This window comes from Flavobacterium branchiarum (assembly GCF_030409845.1).
GTDB lineage: Bacteria > Bacteroidota > Bacteroidia > Flavobacteriales > Flavobacteriaceae > Flavobacterium > Flavobacterium branchiarum.
The window spans coordinates 376075-393471 of sequence record NZ_JAUFQQ010000005.1 but is presented as its reverse complement, the minus strand read 5'-3'; the positions used below and the strand labels follow the sequence as shown (position 1 = coordinate 393471).

Genomic DNA, 17397 nt, shown 5'->3' with positions numbered 1-17397 from the left:
ACTTATTTAGATTAATTACAATTAGTTTTTAACATTTTTTTATAGTTTATTTAAGAGGTCAAAAAAAAGAAGGAAACCTTTGTTAATATCAACTAAGGTTTCCTTCTTTATGTTTGTTATGAGTAATTTTACTTATTTAACTTGTATAGAATAAGTTGCCATTTTCCAAATTTCATCATATTTTTTTCCATTATGTTCGCCAGCACTTTTATCGGTGTGTGCAAACTCTACCATATATTGACCTGACCATATTGGTGTAAATTCAAATTGCCCTTTTTCGTCAGTATATAATTCTTTTTCCCATCCATTTGGAGCGATTACTTTAATTTTTTGTTCTTTGGCAACAACACCGTCATATAAAGCAACTCCAGATAATTTTGTGTTTTTCGTTGCTATAGCTGCATTTTCAGAGAATACACTAATTGAATTTTTGTTTGCTGTAGCATTATTACCCGCCGTTTTGTTTCCAACAGCAACAGTAGCACTTGAGTTATAATCTAATTTCATTGTTCCGTATACGTCCTTTACCGTATGTTGCATCACTACTGTATAAACTCCATCTTCATCTGGAGTAAAGAATGCTTGGTATTTTTTTTCTAAAGCAGTAGGAGTTAATTTAATTTCTTTTTTTGAAGGACTTACTAATACCAATGAAAAGTCTTTTAAGTCAGAAAACCATTTAGCTGCAGGAGTAACATCATTGTCTGAAAATTCACCAAAGTAAACTGAAATTTCTTGTGGTTTTCCTTTTGTTCCTGTTGCTTTTGTTTCGATCCACAAAGCATGAGCAAATAATTGAGGGCTTAGCAATACTGTTAATAAAACTACTAGAGTCTTTAAGGGAGTTAATTTCATAATGAAAGTATTTAATTTTATTTTTATTAAAAATTTATAGTGATTTCGTTAATCTTGAAATCGTTACCAAAATTATAATTTAATATTTGTTTTACAATATTTATTTAGACTAATTATTAATAAAGTTTTAAGTTATTCTTTTATATGTTCATGATAAAAGAACATAGCGGTACGGTTTTAATTAAAATATATGTGCGAATCTGGATTATAGTTTTATAAAGACTTAATTTTGCAGGCTTAATAAATTAAATTATCTCCATGATTATACCTTATTTTAAGAAACTACAGCATTCGCCTAAAGGATTTAGATTGGCTAATACGGTTTTTTTCTTTGTTTCTGGATTTGGATATTCTTCTTGGGCATCTCGAATACCGCATATAAAAGCACAATTGCATTTAACCGAAGCCGAATTTGGAGCTGTTTTATTTGCATTTCCCATTGGTTTAATGTTTACAATGCCTTTTACAGGAAAGTTGTTAAACAAATATAGTAGTCGGTACTGTATGCTTTTGGGTGCTGTTTTATTTAATATCGTTTTGGCTCTACCCGGTTTTAGTGCTTATGTTTGGCAATTGGTTATTATCCTTTTGATATTTGGTGCTTCGCGGAACATCCTTAATTTATCAATGAACGCACAAGCGCTAGAAGTACAAAAACTATATCCGAAGTCTATAATGACTACTTTTCATGCCGTTTGGAGTTTGGCAGGATTTGCAGGAGCGGGTTTAGGATATGTAATGGTTGCTCATAATATTGCTCCATCTTATCATTTATTAGGAATTAGCGTTGCTATGATGGCAATTACAGCTTGTTTCTATCCAATGAGTATTCTTACTGAACCCGTACCAGTTAAAAAGAAGTTCTTTTCGATGCCTGATAATAATCTGATGAAGTTTGCACTAATTTGTTTTGTTTCGATGGCATGCGAAAATACGATGTACGATTGGAGTGGTATCTATTTTCAAAATGTTTTACACGCTTCTCCCAGACTTACAACCGCAGCTTTTGTGTTCTTTATGACAGCGGTGACTCTAGGACGTTTCTTTGGTGATTATGCTGTAATGAGATTCGGTGTAAAACGTATTTTATTCTACAGTGGTATTTTTATCACAATAGGTTTTTTAATTTGCTTTCTCTTGCCTTTTATTTATCCAACAATTTTTGGATATCTCTTAATCGGAATTGGGGTTTCTTGTGTCGTTCCTTTGGTTTTTAGTATTGCAGGACGATCTACGACCTTGAGTAGCGGTTCTGCCTTAACTTCTATTTCTACTATTGGTTATCTTGGTTTTTTAATTGTACCGCCAATGGTTGGTTTTATATCCGAATTCTTAAGTATGAAATGGGCGTTTTTAATCATGGCTTTCCTAGGAGGAATGATGATTTTGATGGTGAATAAAATTGGAGAGGAGGAGTGACAGAGGCTCAAAGGCTCAGAGGTTTTTTTAGAGTTGCTGAGGTTCTGAGTTGCTAAGATTCTAAGGTTTTCTTGGCTTTGAGGATGAATTTTTTTGGATGTAATACAAGCTAATTTATTGATGTTTTTTATTTTCAAAAACACCTAGCATTTCACTTAAATAGTTAAAATCTTCTTGTGTGATTCTATTTTCTTGTTTGGTAGCAACAATAATATCAGTCACGTAATTATATTCTATTTCATTTTTTATTTTTCCATGCTTCAAGATTTTCCGTAGTTTGTCTTTTCGTATATAATCTAGGTCTTGATTTTTTATTTCTTTCCAAAAATATTCAACAAATTCTCCTGTTCCTTCTTGAAAAATAGTAAAAACATCTTCGGCTGTATATTTTAAAGATGCTAATTTTTTATATTTTAATTCTGGATTAAGTATTTGATCTTTCCATTCAAAATAACAATTTTTTATTTGTGTAAGATTTTCTTCAGTCCAATCGTAGGGAACAAATTTTTCAAAACTTTCTATCGCAATATCAATTACTCTTGAAAGTTTTATAGCTTCAGTTTCATAATTTTTCATTTGCTCTATTAGATATTTTAAAGGGGTTGGTTTTCGCAAGTGCTAATAAGACAATCTCTTTAGCAAGAGATAATGTATAATTTCTATGATTATTCTATTTTACCTCACATCAAAGTTGTACATAAAGTCGTTTAATTGATTATTAGAGCTTTCAAGTCCAACAATATCCATAAGTTCTTCGAAATATAGGCAAATTCTTTCTCGATTTTCAGTGTCAATTTCTATATAAATTTCAGAGAATCTTTCCAGACTTTTTTTTATAGCATTTTGATAATCCTCATCAATTGGATTTTTTGTTTCCGCTACTTTTTTAAAGTCATCTGCAGCTAAATTAATCTTATCAGTTAAAATTGGTTTCAGTTTTTGATCACCAATTCCTGGATAAAAAATGGAATTGTCTTCTATAAACTTGTCTTTATTTTTGAATTTCTCAAATTTACTCATTGCATCTACAGGAGTTTTTATTTGGCTTTGTCCACAACATGTAAAAAGCAATACAAGCATTATTAAAAATATCTTTGTTACTTCTTTTGTCATGATTATTTCTTCGTCATAAGATATTTTTCAGAGCTTGGTTTTCCTAATTGGATACCTGATATTTCGGCTGTTAAGCTGTTGTTGGCTCCTTTAGTATAGCTGATTTTTTGTGGATAATCGTGTTTTGGATTTTCGAAAACTAATCCTTTTTCTGTTGAATTGGTCATTTCAAAAGCTACTGCTTCGTCATTGTTTTGTCCTTTTACAGTTGCATTGTAAGTTAAGATTTCTCCTTTTTGTTGCAATTTGATCGTTTCAAAATGAATAGTGTCTTTTCCTTTTATGAAAAAAGAACTTCCTTGAAAAGTACTATCGTTTACTTTACTCCATGTTTCGGTTAATATTCCTTGTGGAGTAACATTCTCCCATTTTCCAATAAGCCAATCGGCAGCTTTTATTTTATCTTTCTCTGGAGTTTCTGCGTTCTTGCATGAAACAACCGCTAATAAAAGAAATGTAAGGGTAGTTTTTTGAAACATTCGCGTAATTATTTGATGTTGTTTAGAAGTGCTAAATTATAAAAAAATAGAATAGGTGGATGATGTTAAAAGTAAAATGTATAAATGTGAAATGAGAGATGTGAATTGTAAAAAGTAATTTGGGAAAGGTAGCATCTTTTATTACTCCATATTTCCAAACCTCTGCTACTTTGAACCTCAGTAATTCAAAAGCTTTTTTCGGCCACAGATTAAAAGGATTAAAAGGATTAAACTGTTTTATCAAAAAAATTGAATGCTTTTACCTTAGTAACTCAGAACCTCAAAAGAAGGACCATTGCTACTTTGAGCCTTCGAAGCTTATCAACTCATAACCTCAGTATCTCAGTACCTTTTTCAAAAACTTTTGCAACTTTGAGTCTTTGTTGCTCTGAACCTTTGAACCTTAGCAACTCAGAACCTCTCCTCTAAACACTTTCATTCAAAATAGAATAAACGAGTTCTTTGGTTGGTTTTTGATCTTTTAATTTTTCTCTAACCGTATCAAAAGTCACTTTAAAATCGCAACCCAATTTATAATTTCCACAACCATAAGCCGTTTTACCTTTCATTACTGTTCCTTTTTTACATTTAGGACACAGTAAAGTATCTGACGTTGATGCATCTTTTGTGGTTTTCGGGCTAGTTTTTTTCGGTTCTAATTTAAGTTTGTAATTTTCTTCAAAGCGAATTAAACCTTCTACAGTTCCTGCATCGGTTTTAAAATCTTTTAAATTTACTGTAGATCCTTTTTGAAGCAAACGCAAGTATTGGTTTTCTGATAATTTTTTCCCCTCAAAAACATAAGGTAATACAAAATCGCATCCCACTTTATAATTGCCACATCCATAAGCAGACTTTCCTTTTATAAGTGTTGCTTTTTTACATTTCGGACAGGTTTCTGCCAAAATTCCTGCAGCTTTCTTTTTCTCAACACTAGCAACTTGTTTTTGAACGCTTCCTGCGTGAGAGATATTAGCATGTCTGGTTTCGCTTCGTACTTCGTATACTAAAGCTTCAACCATGCGTTTCATGTTGATAATAAATGAACCAGCAGTATAAGTACCTTTTTCAATATCTTTCAATTGCTTTTCCCATGAACCAGTAAGTTCTGCCGATTTGATCAATTCGTTTTGAATAGTTTCGATAAGCTGAATTCCGGTTGGAGTTGGCAATACTTGTTTTTTATTTCGGACGATGTATTGGCGTTTAAAAAGCGTTTCGATAATATTTGCTCGTGTAGACGGGCGTCCAATACCGTTTTCTTTCATTAGTTCGCGTAAATCCTCATCATCTACCTGTTTACCTGCTGTCTCCATGGCACGAAGCAAGGTTGCCTCTGTGAACTGATTGGGTGGTTTGGTTTCTTTTTCTAAAAACGAAGGTTCGTGCGGCCCTTTTTCTCCCACAACAAAATTGGGTAATAAATCGGCTTCTTTTTCTTTTGCATTCGGATCTTCAAAAACAACACGGAATCCCTTTTTCAGGATTACTTTCCCAGTGGTTTTAAAACTCACATCGGCTGCTTTTCCTATAACTGTTGTGTTGGCAACCAAACAATCGTCATAAAACACTGCAATAAAACGCTTTGTAATTATATCGTAGACTTGCTGCTGATTGTATTGTAGGTTTGATTGTATTCCTGTTGGAATAATCGCGTGGTGATCGGTTACTTTTTTATCGTTGAATACTTTAGGCGATTTCTTTATTTTTTTCTCTAAAAGCGGTTGGGTAAGTGTAGCATAATTGGTTAAATTTTGCAAAATACCTGGTACTTTGGGATAGATATCGTTTGGTAAAAAAGTGGTATCTACTCTAGGGTAGGTAACTACTTTTTGTTCGTATAATGTTTGAACAATTTTGAGGGTTTCATCTGCCGAGAATCCAAATTTTGTATTGCAATATACTTGTAATCCTGTTAAGTCAAATAGTTTTGGCGCATATTCATTTCCGTTCTTTTTATCGATAGAAACAATTTCAAAATCGCTTTCTTTGACTTTATTAGCCAAAAGTTCTCCATCTTCTTTTTTCAGGAAGCGGCCTTCTTCATAACTAAAAAGTGTTTCTCTGTATAATGTTTGTAGTTCCCAGTAGGGTTGTGGTTTAAAGTTTTCAATTTCTTTAAATCGATCTACTACCATTGCCAATGTTGGAGTTTGTACTCTCCCAATAGATAATACTTGTTTGTAACCTCCGTGTTTTACGGTGTACAAACGGGTAGCATTCATTCCAAGTAACCAATCGCCAATGGCTCTGGAAAAACCGGCATAGAATAAATTATCGTAGTTGGCTGATGGTTTTAAGTTTTCAAAACCTTCTTTTATTGCTTCGGTGGTTAGGGATGAAATCCATAACCGTTGTACTTCTCCTTTATATTGGGCTTCGTTCATTACCCAACGCTGAATGAGCTCTCCTTCTTGTCCAGCATCCCCACAGTTTATAACTAGGTCGGCTTTGTCAAATAAGGTTTTTATGATTTTAAATTGCTTCTGAATTCCTGAATTTTCTACCACTTTGGTTTCGAATTTTTCAGGTAACATGGGAAGGTTATTCAAATCCCAACTTTTCCAATGGGGTTTGTAATCGTTTGGTTCTTTTAAGGTGCATAAATGCCCAAATGTGTAGGTTACTGCATAACCATTGCCTTCATAATACCCATCGTGTTTGGTATTGGCTCCTAAAACGGATGCGATTTCTCGTGCTACACTTGGCTTTTCGGCAATACAAACCTTCATTTTCTCCTTCTTTTTTGAACTCGCAAATTTACTAATTTTGAAGTTGGTATCGAAATTATAAACGACAAAGATGTTATGGTGCTGAGGTTTTTTAGGAAGGTGCTGAGTTGCTTAGGTACTAAGATTCTGAGGTTCAAAGCTACAAAGGTTTTTTGAAAAGGTACTGAGTTGCTGAGTTGCAAAGTTGCAAAGGTTTTTGAGGAAGGTTCTGAGATACTGAGGCTCTGAGTTACTGAGGTTCAAGCATTCAAATTTTGAGCAAAACAGTTATAATCCTTCTAATCCTTTTAATCTGTGGCTGGAAAAAGCTTTTGAGTTGCAAAGGTGCAAAGGAACAGAGGTTTTGAAAATGTACTTAGGTTCAGAAGCAAAATAGATATAATTCTTCTAATCCTTTTAATCTGTGGCTGGAAAAAGCTTTTGAGTTGCAAAGGTACAAAGGCAGTGTGCTACAGAGGATTTTAAATAAATATTCTGATGATTACATTAGCTCTAGCCCTGATGGAAACGGCATCCTTTTTCTGGCTTCTTTAGCCAGAAAAAGATACAGTGGACAGCAGGAAATTGCTCCTCGATATTTTGGAAATTGTGATTAATCGGTTTTTGACTAAGCTTTCTTTCTTCTGTTGGTTAGGTACTTTCGGATTGGAATGTCATAATAAACCATTGTTAGGTACGCAAAACCGACTAAAAGGATTGTTCCTATTGTGGTAATTAAAACGAATTGTGTTGTGTCGGGTTTGTAGGTGTTGTAATAATTGGCAAATATCCACATTACGGCATAGTGCGTCATGTATAAGGGATAGGATATTTTTCCGGAGAAGATGCACAGTTTTTTGAATCCTTGTTTTAATGTGGCTCCGGCTCCTAATGCAACTAATAATGGGAAATAGAGCAAGACGATTATTGGTTCGGTGAGCCAGTTCCAATCGGAAAATGGAGTGACAAAAGCCAACAAGAGCAATACTGATAGTCCTAGAAAACCTATTCGGGACTTTATAATCCAATTACAACGATAAATTAGCATTCCTGCTAAAAAGGAATACGAAATACGAGCAAAGCCATCCCAAAAGGTTTCTCCGCTCCATCCGCCCAATAGGGAACCTCCTGCGCGATTACTAACAAAACAAATTCCTACTGCGGCTAACAAGGTTAGTATAAACAGGCTAAGACGGTTTAGTTTATGAAGGAAAAGTACATAAAGGATATTGGCTACATATTCCCAAAACAACGACCATGCGGGTGCGTTTAAACCAAATAGATTGAAATATCGATCTGGCATTACTGGTTAGGTTTTCTGGATTCATAATGTTAGTTATTTTTGAATAGTTATAGTTTTAGTTTTCAGTCTCAGTTTTCAGTCTCAGTTTGCAGTTTAGCAGTTTAGCAGTTTGTCGCCAATCTTGAGCGCGTTTTCAATTTCAGTTTTTCGCCAACCGGGGTAGCGCGGATTTGCAATCCGTGCCCACAATTTTTACTTTATTTTGTCCAATCTTTGCGGGCACGGATTACAAATCCGCGCTACCGACACGCATATTGAAATGTGTATAAAATCAATTTTGTCGCCAATCGTGAATCAGTAATCAGTCTCAGTTTGCAGTTTGTCGCCAACCAGTAGCGCGGATTTGCAATCCGTGTTCGTGCCTGCAATTTATATTTCGTCAGCATAGATTTTCAGTTCCAGTTATGTTTACCAATTTTCAAAATAAATCCAACAAAACAACTTCTAAATCATTTTCTAAACCCGAATAATTTCTTGCTGAGCTATAATAATATTCTTCTGGAGAGCTTACTGTGTTGTTTACTAAAGGATTATTATGAATGTAGTTTATTTTTTGTTTAATAAACTTATTGCTATAAATATGTACTGCATGATAACCGTTTTGCCAAACTTTGTAGGTTTGATTTCTTTTTAAATGTTCTGATGCTTTTTTAAAATACTCCAACATCCATTCTCTTCTGCTTTCTGGTTCCTCTATTATAGTCTGAATAATTTTTTTAGATGTATATTTCTTGAAATCTCTAATAATATCAGATAATATATAACCATTGGTTCCTTTGCAAAGTAAATGGATATGATTACTCATTATACAATAGGAATAAATTTCTAATCCCTTATTAGTTTGACAATATCGTAAAGCATTTATTAAATTCTTTTTTTGATTTAATCTTGTAAAAATATCTATCCAACCTACGACAGTAATAGTTATGTAATAGGCTTCTTCTGTTGTTGTTGCTTTATATTTTGTTGACATAAAATAGTTTTATTCTTACAAATATATAATTTTTTACTCTACTTTGTTATTGTTTTAGTAGTTAATGACAATCTTTGCGATCACGGTTACAGTTTACAGTCTTCAGTCACAGTGACAGTCTCAGTTTACAGTTTGTCGCCAATCGGTAGCGCGGATTTGCAATCGTGCCCACAATTTTTACATTATTGTGTTCAATCTTTATGGGCACGGATTGTAAATCCGCGCTACCGACATGCATATTGAAATGTGTTATAGTTTACAGTTTACAGTCTCAGTTTACAGTTTAGCAGTTTGTCGCCAATCGTGAGCGCGGATTTGCAATCGTGCCCACAATTTTTATTTTATTGTGTTCAATCTTTATGGGCACGGATTGTAAATCCGTGCTACCTGCTTATTGAAAGGTGTTATAGTTTACAGTTTTCAGTCTCAGTTTGCCGCCAATCGTGAGCGCGGATTTGCAATCCGTGCCCACAATTTTTACTTTATTGTGTTCAATCTTTATGGGCACGGATTGTAAATCCGCGCTACCGACATGTATATTGCAACGTGTTTAAATTTGCTTTTTTTACAAATCTTTTATTAAATCACTTGGATTATGCACAGCAAAACGCACAGGTAAGCATGATAATTACACTTTAAAAAAATCGATTTTTTGCATCCAAGGGATTTCTGACGCTAGAAACTGAAGCTTTGTCTTAACTACTTTGGTTGTTTTGTCTCTTGGATTTTTAGTTACAAATCGGGCTTTAGAATTATTAAAGTCTAAAGTGTATTTTTCGTCAAAGTCTTCTTTTTTATCAGAAGAAAAAGTAATTAGATTGTCTTTTGCGCTCCATTTTCCTTTTCCGTATTTATTTACTTCAGGCGGAATTCCTCCTTGTATTTTAGAATAGGAATGAAACAGAAATGTACCATCTTGATTTAAGATCAATTTATATTCAATAATATGTTTTCCTTCTTCACTAAGCGAACGCGTATAATCGCCAGTGAAATTGTTCGTTTGTGCGAATACAGTTAGGTTGAAAATTAAAAGAAAGCTGGTAATTAATAATTTCATTTATCTGTTGTATTTGGATTATTATAATTGCGTAGAAGTTGGTTTTTTGTTGATTATAAACTGTTTGTATTGATTTTTTTTATATCAGTTGAATACAACCGATTGTATACAATCACACAAATATAGACTATTACTTGTAGTTTTGGTTCGATAAAAATAACAAGAAAAAGAATAAAATAAAATCATGGAAACACAACCTAAAGAATCAGCCAAAGCACTTTTAGAATTAATAAATAGAGGATGCTATTTTACTAAACTAAAGCAAGAGAATAATAACGATTCGTTTGACGTAACGTTAAAAGTATCTTGTTATAACGAATTGAATTTAATGGTTTCAGATTTGTTGAAAGCAAGTATTATTCTGCTTAACGATGATGCTCGAAATCTCTCTAATTCGACAATTGTTTCGGATTTTAATGTTATGACTTTGCTTGAAATCGCTGTACAGCTCTTACCTGATGAAGAATTGGTGTTATTGGACGATTTGCATAAGCTTCATTTGAAATCTGAAACTACATTCTCTAAATAGAAAAAGGTACAGCTTGATGCTGTACCTTTTTTTGTTTTGCTGTGCGAAGTTTTCCCACCGCATCGTTATATTCGGTCGTAATTATTTCAACACATAGAAACATAGTTTGACTAAATCTAAAAAAGGCGTTTCACTTAAAATAAATCAGATAAGACTATGTGGAAAAAACTATTTTTCTTGAATCTTCTTTATTAATGAATTCTATTCTGATGGCTATCGGAACTATGTCTCTATGTGTTAAAAAACATTTTCACGACTCGAGCGAATTTCGTACTGCAAACCTAGTTTGAATCAAATTATTTCGGAAGATGCGCAATCAATTCAACTTCTAATTTTGCGCTCTCCATGTATAATCGTTGTACTTGTACCCATGTAGCGGCAGGGAAATCTCCATTGTAGAATTTTTTTCTAGCTGAATTATATTTTTTCACTGCCTCAATATCTGTTGTGTATAAATTTTCTTTTACAACATTTTCGAATGTAGCACCATAACTCGCTAGTGAAGCTTTTAAATCGTTATAGACAGCTGTGATTCCTTGTGGAGTTATTTCGCTTGTTACAGCACCCGAAATGTAAAGTACATTGCCAATTTTTAAAACTTGTGCGTAACCAATAGCAGTGTCTTGTTTTGTCTCATTGTTCCAATGCCATTTTTCCTTTTTTATTTTGGCTTCTTGTGCGAAACTCTTACTGAAAATAAATAAAAATGAAAGTAAAAGTAAGTACTTCATAATTGGTTGGTTTTTAATTGGTTGTTGAATGTTTAATTGGTTATGTGCAAAGATATTTAAGTTTTAATATCCTTGTTGTGAATGATTTGTAAATCAGTTGTTAATATTAATGAGGTGGACTTTGGATAGTAGGTTTTTAGCTGAGCGAGGGTATAATGTAATGGCTTTGCTTAAGATTTCATTGCAGCTCTTGCCTGATGAAGAAATGGTGTTATTCGATGATTTGCGCAAATTTCACTACATTTTCTAAATAGAACAAGGTACAGCATCAAGCTGTACCTTGTTGTTCACATGATAGTGTGGAACTATTAGTTTTTTTATACTTTGAGCCGAGATTTATCCAATAAAAAGGTAAAACTCAAATTAATATTAACTTTATACAATTGAATTAGTTTTAATAAAACTTTTTATAAAATCTGTGATGTCGTCTACTCTTTTTGATAATTTAGAGTTTTTAGTTGAATTATCGAATCTTTCCCAATGATTGACGCCGATGGAATTATTTATCGGAAAGACTTTAATATTATAATGATTTGCAGTTAGAAATGCTATTGTACTTGCATGATGTCGTCCACTTGTTTGTTCTGCTAATATTATCATTTCCGGAAGGTATTCCCACTCTTCAAACCTTTTACTTAAAGGAATATCAGTTTCTGTAGGAGAAGCTGGTATACAGTAAAAAGATATTCTCAAACTTTTAAAAATTGGATTCAAAAATATTTGCTGCCATCCAGCTTTCATTTGTTTTAAATTTTTAAATCCAAATAGTTTAATCAGTTCTTTAATTGTTGAAGTTTTTCCTGAATTTTGTGTTCCTTCAATAATAATTGCTAATCTCATTTCTTTATGTTTTTTATTTAGTTAGATCAGAATAACTTCGCAGTACAAAGTCGGGTAACGGTTGTTATGTGTAGTTCTTTTAGTTAAGTTGTTTTATTACTTTATCATTACCTAAATTTATTAAATGATAAGAATCATTATCTAAATCTTCAACTAATTCATCTAAATCAATTTTTTCATCTTCATTCAATTGCTTGTCAATTGATGTAAAAATAATTGTTTGCTTATCCTTAATTTGTGAAGCCTTTTTAAAAAGAGCTTGTAAACTGCTTAATTTTGTTCTATGCTGTCCGGGTTCATCAAACATAATTAATCCAGGATGATTGACCCCATTATCACGTAAGGCTAAAGTATATGCCCAAATGTTTCTTACAAAGTCAGAGGCAGAAGAATTTATCCTTATTGATTGCGGATTTGTATCTTCTTTACCTCGTTTGTAAACAGGAAAATATTTAAATGGTTCATTTCTGTTAATTGAAATTTGATACTTCTGGTTACTGTCGTATTCGAATGCAAAAAGTAAATTTTTATAATTTTCTTCAAAAGAGATTAAAATGCCTTCATCATCAGATTTTTCTAGACCATCTAAAGCTAATGTTATATTATGGTATTTATTTGCTAATTCAATTAAATTATTTTTTAAATCATTTAACTGAACTTCAAATTGTTTTAAATTTTCTACTTCCTGTTGTAATTGTATTTTTTTCACAACTTCAGATTCAGATAATGCTCTATCGTCGGCAATTAAGTCTCTCGAAAGTGACTTGATAATATTTTCTTGTTTTCTTAGAGAGTTTCTGAAATATATTAGTAATGTATTTTTCTCATCAATTGTGTCACTTAAACTTTTAAGAGATGTTTGGATAATTTTTTTCTGACTAACTAAAAAACTCTTGTTTTCTTCAAGGGATAATTGAGGAATTGTAATGCTAACAGAAGAAAGAATATCTGCATCTACACTTTGTGTGCAAGTTGGGCATTTAGCGTGATTATTATTATTAAACAAATTATTATTGAATACTTTAATTAAATTGTTGTGTTCTCTAATTTCTTTTTCGATAGTATTCAGTTGACTGTTAATGTTTTGATGTTGTAGTTTTTCAATACTTAATCTACCTTCAAAATCACTAATGTATTTTTTTAATTCACCGTATTTGTTTTTATTTTCTTCGTATTCAATAAGCGTTTCTTCTCTGTTATTTTCAATAGTAACAAATGGCTTATTTTCTAATTCAGAAATTAAGGCTAATTTTATATCAATATATTCCGCATATGTTATTATTTCTTCTTCTCCAGTTTGAAAGTTTGAGTATATTTTTTCTATTTCTCTTTTTTCAGTGGTAATATTTTCTGGTACAGAAGTTATATTGGCATTATTTTGTTTTTCTAAATAAGAAAAAGCTTTAATTGTTTTATTCCAATTATCGATAATTCTGTTCTTTTCTTGATTAAAAACATCTCTTTTAGTAGAATTGTTAATTTCATCTAGGCCAAGAACAAATTCAACTACTTTTTCTTTAGGTCTGGTTACACCAAAAAATGGCATAGTTGCTACAAAATCTGACCATCCTTTTGTTTGTTCAATAAAAACAGAGGAAAAAATCATTTGAAGATATAGTAGACTATAATTTGAAGTTCTAGAACTATTAACTACCTCTGGCAAAGTAATACCTATAAAATTTGAAAACCATGCATAAAAACCATTTGAGTCATCATTATTACCTTGACCATTTACATAAAGAACTCCTTTATCTATATTCGAATTGATATCGTCTAGTTTTGATAGGTAAACCGTGATATTTGATGATTTTTCATCTCCATCAGAACCTTTTATTATACGTTCCAAACTAACAACATTACCTTCTTTATTTTCAATTTCTATAAAAACTTTTGACCTTTTAATTTCATGTGAAATTCCTTTTTCTTCTTCAGAGTCAACATTGTTTTCAGTTTTGATTATAAAGCTATCTTTTAAAGCTTTATCTAAGGCTTTACTATTATGTCCGCCCAACAATTCTTCCATACCTAATACATAAAAAATACAAGAATTAATAGTAGTTTTACCTCTTGAATTTTCTCCTGCAACAATATTCAAACCTTGATTGAAAGTAAATTCAAACCCATATAAATCATCTATGGTTTCACTTCTATTGGTTAAAATTTCTGTTTTTAATTTATTGATTTTAAGCATGTTGGTTATATTAGTTTCCAGTTGTTATTAGCTCTTTCTAAACGTGTTTTGGGTATTCTTCCGATGGTCTCAATCTTTTCTATTTCCTCTTTAAACAACTCATTTTCATTTATAGAATTTAATATTTCAAGACCTTCTGTCGTTAACACAATTTCTAATTGATTAGTTACAATTTTTTTATCAATATATTTTTCAATATAACCCAACGCTAGTACTTTTTCAAGTCCAAATTCAAATGACCAAGGAATTAACGTATTACGGTTTCCTTTTTTTAAATCATAAAGGACTTGATAATTTCTTTCATCTCTTAATGCCCAAAAAAGCAAATGAATTAATTGTAGATTTACTATATTCTTACTTCCACATTTATTAATAATTGTAAGCAGTAAAACAAGTTTATAATATGCATTATATCTTATAGATACTGAGGTTTTCTTTTCGTCTAGTATTATACTAATCATTATTTGTAAAATTTAAAGTGCAAACTCCCAACCATTCGATTATTTGAAAATCTGAAAAATCTATATCCATATTATTTGGAAGAAAATCTAAATCTTCTTTTAGTCTTTGCTGTAATTCATTTTTTTTATCAATAGCTTCGTTGTTATTATTAACAACTCTAGTATAATCATCTTCTACTTGATCAACATATCTTTTTACTATTTCTTTGAATTTTATGTACAAATTAGGGGCTTCATTATCAAGTTGTCTGATGTTGTTTAACATTGATAAATATTTTTTAATTTGCTTTGTTGTGACACGATTTGCTTTTTCAATTTCAGGATAAAGAACATTGTTTTTTCGATGTAATTTCTTAAAAAAATCACTTTCAGTACTTTCAAAGGCTTTAACTTCAAGCTCTGTATATGCTCTATCCAGATTCTCTGTCCAACTTCTTAATTCGGCTAAATCTGATAAATCAATATAATTTTTAAAATAGTTTCGAATATGATGAACGGAACAACAATCAATGTCACTGTTCCAAGCTTTTTCAGTAATAACAGAATTTAAAATCCCAATAAGAAAAGGAGTTTTATGTCTATAGACAAAGACGCCACTTCCTGAAAGTCCACCTGCAATATAATCTCCGTCTTCTCCTCCTTGCTGAAAAGTATCACTATCTGTCAAGGTAATTTTAAAACTATGAAAAGAATCGCTTCTTGTTATTACTTTGCTAGTAAAAGGCCTATACTCATCATTATTAACACCTTGATATCCACAAAATTTAACGTTTGTATCCGATAAAAAGCTATGTGCTAATTTATACTGTAATAATAGTTGATCTTCACCTTGAAAATCAATCTCTAAAAGTGCGTAGTCTTTTTCATAATCAAATTCTTTAATTGAGATAACTGATATGTCTTTAAATTCAGATTTGTAATCAGACTGTTTTTGAATTTTAATATTTTCAATGTTTGGTCTTTCTTCTCCTAAGCAATGTGCTGCTGTAAAAATATAAAATGAAGTTTCTCCTGCTATTAATACTCCACTTCCTTTTTTATCATTACATGTTATACGGACACAGTATTTTTCAGGTTCGTTATTTATCATCTTTTGTGAAAGTATTTTTATGTTCAATATTCCAATTTCCTTTTTCTAAATCTTGTTGTGTTATAAATTCTCCAATTTTATTTTTTATTTTATCAACTTCATAATTGGTGTAAATATTTAAAGTACTATCTGTTCTGTTGGTTTTATACACAATTCTGGCAATGGTTTCTCTGGAGGGGTGTTTATGATTTGAAGAACCACCATTTGTTGAAATTATATAGTTGTTAGATTTAATTAGAGATAATAATTCTTGAGAAGTATTATTTAAACTGCCGTGATGTGAAATTTTTACAAAATCTACTTCAAGAGGTTTGGTTTCATTATAGAGTTCTTTTAAATTATTACTAATAATTTCTGCTCTTGCATCTGCTAAAAGAAGGATGCTTAAATCTGGACACTTTAATATAAATGCAATTGATGATGAATTGTAAATGTCACTATTAATAGTTTTTTTTGGTTTAAAATCAATTTTACTAAGTTCTTCAAGAGATTTTGAATAACTTTTCATACTTGCACAAATTTGAGCTTTTACGGAGTGTACTTTATTTCTTTCTTTTAACCAGACTTCATACAGTTTGTTTTTAACTTCTAGAGTAGGTGATAATATTGTAAATTCTAAACCTTTAATATTTATCAATTTAGTTTCTGTAGTAATTTCTTTAATTATTACACTTTGCTTTTTTTGTTTTATTAAGGTTTTCCAATCTTCTGCTTGTGGTACATTAATCATTGCTTTTTTAGTCTTTTTCTGATAGAATTCAATATCTGGCTGATTGTACCAAATTTCTCCAATTTCAATTTTTTCTGATATACTATTTTTGAAAAAATTAATTAATCCTCCTATGTGATCATTATCTATATGGGTTAGTACAAGAATATCAATCTTAACGATATCTTTTAGATTTTTCTTTAAAGTATATTCAAATGTAGCTGGTGTTCCTCCGTCTATAAGAATTATAATTTCTTTATTGTTTTCATCATACGTTTTGATAAATATTGAGTCACCATTAAAAGATGGTAAGATGTTTAATTCAGTTTGAGTTCTAGTCATTGATAGAGGTGGTTATTAGAATTACAGATAATTAGTACATAAGCCTGATAAAACTAGATTTATTTGCCTTAATTTGGATAGATAGGTCTGATAAAGTAAGGTTTTAGTTTGATGGTAATATATAATTGTTTAATGTTAATTTTATTGTTGTCTGATTTGTATTTAATTATCTTTTTTTTTTCATAATCCCAACCTAAAAACAAACATCGTCTTTAATTTAAATTAACCACCCCGTATAAATACCTGATTTTATAATTATGCTTTGGTGAGTTATGATTTACATCAATTATAAATTAACTATGATAATGTTGATTAGGTTTTATATTAATAGGCAAACGTAATTGCTTATAATTCATAAACTTTACTGAAAACCGTAAACGCGCTTAATTTTTTTAGCCCTGTCCCGATACCTATCGGGAGAAGTGAATAACCTTTTTTTGTCATCCTGACAGAGGAAGGATCAATAAAACATTGTAACGGATAGCAGGACACCGAAGATTCAACGGAGTTAAACAGATCTTAAAAAAGGCTATAATTCCAATAAAATTAAGGTTGGGAGGGCAGTTGAAAAACTTGAAAGTTGAATGATAGAAT

General features: G+C 31.3%; 16 protein-coding genes. 2 read left to right on the top strand and 14 right to left on the bottom strand.

What is annotated here, in order from left to right; translation table 11 throughout:
* Positions 1-132 precede the first annotated feature (132 nt).
* Entirely contained in the window at positions 133-855 is a 723-nt protein-coding gene (locus QWY99_RS13735; RefSeq protein WP_290266060.1) for a DUF4198 domain-containing protein, read from the bottom strand.
* A 258-nt stretch (positions 856-1113) separates the two neighbouring features.
* Between QWY99_RS13735 and QWY99_RS13730 the strand changes: the two genes are divergently transcribed.
* Positions 1114-2274, top strand: coding sequence for an MFS transporter (locus QWY99_RS13730; protein ID WP_290266059.1), 1161 nt, complete (start codon positions 1114-1116; stop codon positions 2272-2274).
* A 114-nt stretch (positions 2275-2388) separates the two neighbouring features.
* Here the strand turns inward: QWY99_RS13730 and QWY99_RS13725 are convergent, their stop codons facing one another.
* The 7 genes from QWY99_RS13725 to QWY99_RS13695 all read right to left on the bottom strand — a co-directional run bounded on the left by QWY99_RS13725 (position 2389) and on the right by QWY99_RS13695 (position 9910).
* Complete coding sequence (locus QWY99_RS13725; RefSeq protein ID WP_290266058.1) at positions 2389-2850, bottom strand: hypothetical protein; 462 nt, start codon at positions 2848-2850, stop codon at positions 2389-2391.
* Positions 2851-2949: 99 nt separating this feature from the next.
* A complete protein-coding gene (locus QWY99_RS13720; protein WP_290266057.1) occupies positions 2950-3387 on the bottom strand; it encodes a DUF4844 domain-containing protein in 438 nt (145 codons plus the stop codon).
* Between the two features lie 2 nt (positions 3388-3389).
* Positions 3390-3866 (bottom strand): DUF6265 family protein, encoded by a 477-nt coding sequence (locus QWY99_RS13715; RefSeq protein ID WP_290266056.1) that lies wholly within the window; start codon positions 3864-3866, stop codon positions 3390-3392.
* A gap of 425 nt (positions 3867-4291) precedes the next feature.
* Complete coding sequence (locus QWY99_RS13710; protein ID WP_290266055.1) at positions 4292-6598, bottom strand: DNA topoisomerase 3; 2307 nt, start codon at positions 6596-6598, stop codon at positions 4292-4294.
* 607 nt (positions 6599-7205) lie between these two features.
* The gene (locus tag QWY99_RS13705; protein ID WP_290266054.1) at positions 7206-7880 is read right to left on the bottom strand and encodes an acyltransferase family protein; all 675 of its coding nucleotides are present in this window, start codon (positions 7878-7880) and stop codon (positions 7206-7208) included.
* 418 nt (positions 7881-8298) lie between these two features.
* A complete protein-coding gene (locus QWY99_RS13700; protein WP_290266053.1) occupies positions 8299-8853 on the bottom strand; it encodes an REP-associated tyrosine transposase in 555 nt (184 codons plus the stop codon).
* Positions 8854-9481: 628 nt separating this feature from the next.
* Positions 9482-9910 (bottom strand): hypothetical protein, encoded by a 429-nt coding sequence (locus QWY99_RS13695; protein WP_290266052.1) that lies wholly within the window; start codon positions 9908-9910, stop codon positions 9482-9484.
* 184 nt (positions 9911-10094) lie between these two features.
* Between QWY99_RS13695 and QWY99_RS13690 the strand changes: the two genes are divergently transcribed.
* Positions 10095-10439: a hypothetical protein gene (locus tag QWY99_RS13690; protein WP_290266050.1), complete on the top strand. Its 345-nt coding sequence runs from the start codon at positions 10095-10097 to the stop codon at positions 10437-10439.
* 296 nt (positions 10440-10735) lie between these two features.
* On the opposite strand, the gene QWY99_RS13685 is transcribed toward QWY99_RS13690, so the two are convergent.
* The 6 genes from QWY99_RS13685 to QWY99_RS13660 all read right to left on the bottom strand — a co-directional run bounded on the left by QWY99_RS13685 (position 10736) and on the right by QWY99_RS13660 (position 16803).
* Positions 10736-11170 carry a RidA family protein gene (locus QWY99_RS13685; protein WP_290266049.1) on the bottom strand — a complete coding sequence of 145 codons (435 nt, stop codon included), beginning with the start codon at positions 11168-11170 and terminating at the stop codon, positions 10736-10738.
* Positions 11171-11545: 375 nt separating this feature from the next.
* Entirely contained in the window at positions 11546-12010 is a 465-nt protein-coding gene (locus QWY99_RS13680) for a hypothetical protein (RefSeq protein ID WP_290266048.1), read from the bottom strand.
* Positions 12011-12089: 79 nt separating this feature from the next.
* Positions 12090-14201, bottom strand: coding sequence for an AAA family ATPase (locus tag QWY99_RS13675; protein ID WP_290266047.1), 2112 nt, complete (start codon positions 14199-14201; stop codon positions 12090-12092).
* Positions 14202-14206: 5 nt separating this feature from the next.
* Positions 14207-14662 (bottom strand): hypothetical protein, encoded by a 456-nt coding sequence (locus QWY99_RS13670; protein ID WP_290266046.1) that lies wholly within the window; start codon positions 14660-14662, stop codon positions 14207-14209.
* Positions 14655-15752 carry a trypsin-like serine protease gene (locus QWY99_RS13665; protein ID WP_290266045.1) on the bottom strand — a complete coding sequence of 366 codons (1098 nt, stop codon included), beginning with the start codon at positions 15750-15752 and terminating at the stop codon, positions 14655-14657. Before QWY99_RS13665 ends, QWY99_RS13670 begins: the two co-directional genes overlap by 8 nt.
* On the bottom strand, positions 15742-16803 hold the full coding sequence (locus QWY99_RS13660) for a ComEC/Rec2 family competence protein (RefSeq protein ID WP_290266043.1): 1062 nt from the start codon (positions 16801-16803) through the stop codon (positions 15742-15744). The genes QWY99_RS13665 and QWY99_RS13660 overlap by 11 nt, the downstream gene beginning before the upstream one ends.
* Between the last annotated feature and the right edge of the window lie 594 nt (positions 16804-17397).

Excerpts from the sequence above, each read along its gene's own strand:
- QWY99_RS13735 (WP_290266060.1), bottom strand. The coding sequence starts at position 855 with ATGAAATTAACTCCCTTAAAGACTCTAGTAGTTTTATTAACAGTATTG.
- QWY99_RS13730 (WP_290266059.1), top strand. The coding sequence starts at position 1,114 with ATGATTATACCTTATTTTAAGAAACTACAGCATTCGCCTAAAGGATTT.
- QWY99_RS13725 (WP_290266058.1), bottom strand. The coding sequence starts at position 2,850 with ATGAAAAATTATGAAACTGAAGCTATAAAACTTTCAAGAGTAATTGAT.
- QWY99_RS13720 (WP_290266057.1), bottom strand. The coding sequence starts at position 3,387 with ATGACAAAAGAAGTAACAAAGATATTTTTAATAATGCTTGTATTGCTT.
- QWY99_RS13715 (WP_290266056.1), bottom strand. The coding sequence starts at position 3,866 with ATGTTTCAAAAAACTACCCTTACATTTCTTTTATTAGCGGTTGTTTCA.
- QWY99_RS13710 (WP_290266055.1), bottom strand. The coding sequence starts at position 6,598 with ATGAAGGTTTGTATTGCCGAAAAGCCAAGTGTAGCACGAGAAATCGCA.
- QWY99_RS13705 (WP_290266054.1), bottom strand. The coding sequence starts at position 7,880 with ATGCCAGATCGATATTTCAATCTATTTGGTTTAAACGCACCCGCATGG.
- QWY99_RS13700 (WP_290266053.1), bottom strand. The coding sequence starts at position 8,853 with ATGTCAACAAAATATAAAGCAACAACAACAGAAGAAGCCTATTACATA.
- QWY99_RS13695 (WP_290266052.1), bottom strand. The coding sequence starts at position 9,910 with ATGAAATTATTAATTACCAGCTTTCTTTTAATTTTCAACCTAACTGTA.
- QWY99_RS13690 (WP_290266050.1), top strand. The coding sequence starts at position 10,095 with ATGGAAACACAACCTAAAGAATCAGCCAAAGCACTTTTAGAATTAATA.
- QWY99_RS13685 (WP_290266049.1), bottom strand. The coding sequence starts at position 11,170 with ATGAAGTACTTACTTTTACTTTCATTTTTATTTATTTTCAGTAAGAGT.
- QWY99_RS13680 (WP_290266048.1), bottom strand. The coding sequence starts at position 12,010 with ATGAGATTAGCAATTATTATTGAAGGAACACAAAATTCAGGAAAAACT.
- QWY99_RS13675 (WP_290266047.1), bottom strand. The coding sequence starts at position 14,201 with ATGCTTAAAATCAATAAATTAAAAACAGAAATTTTAACCAATAGAAGT.
- QWY99_RS13670 (WP_290266046.1), bottom strand. The coding sequence starts at position 14,662 with ATGATTAGTATAATACTAGACGAAAAGAAAACCTCAGTATCTATAAGA.
- QWY99_RS13665 (WP_290266045.1), bottom strand. The coding sequence starts at position 15,752 with ATGATAAATAACGAACCTGAAAAATACTGTGTCCGTATAACATGTAAT.
- QWY99_RS13660 (WP_290266043.1), bottom strand. The coding sequence starts at position 16,803 with ATGACTAGAACTCAAACTGAATTAAACATCTTACCATCTTTTAATGGT.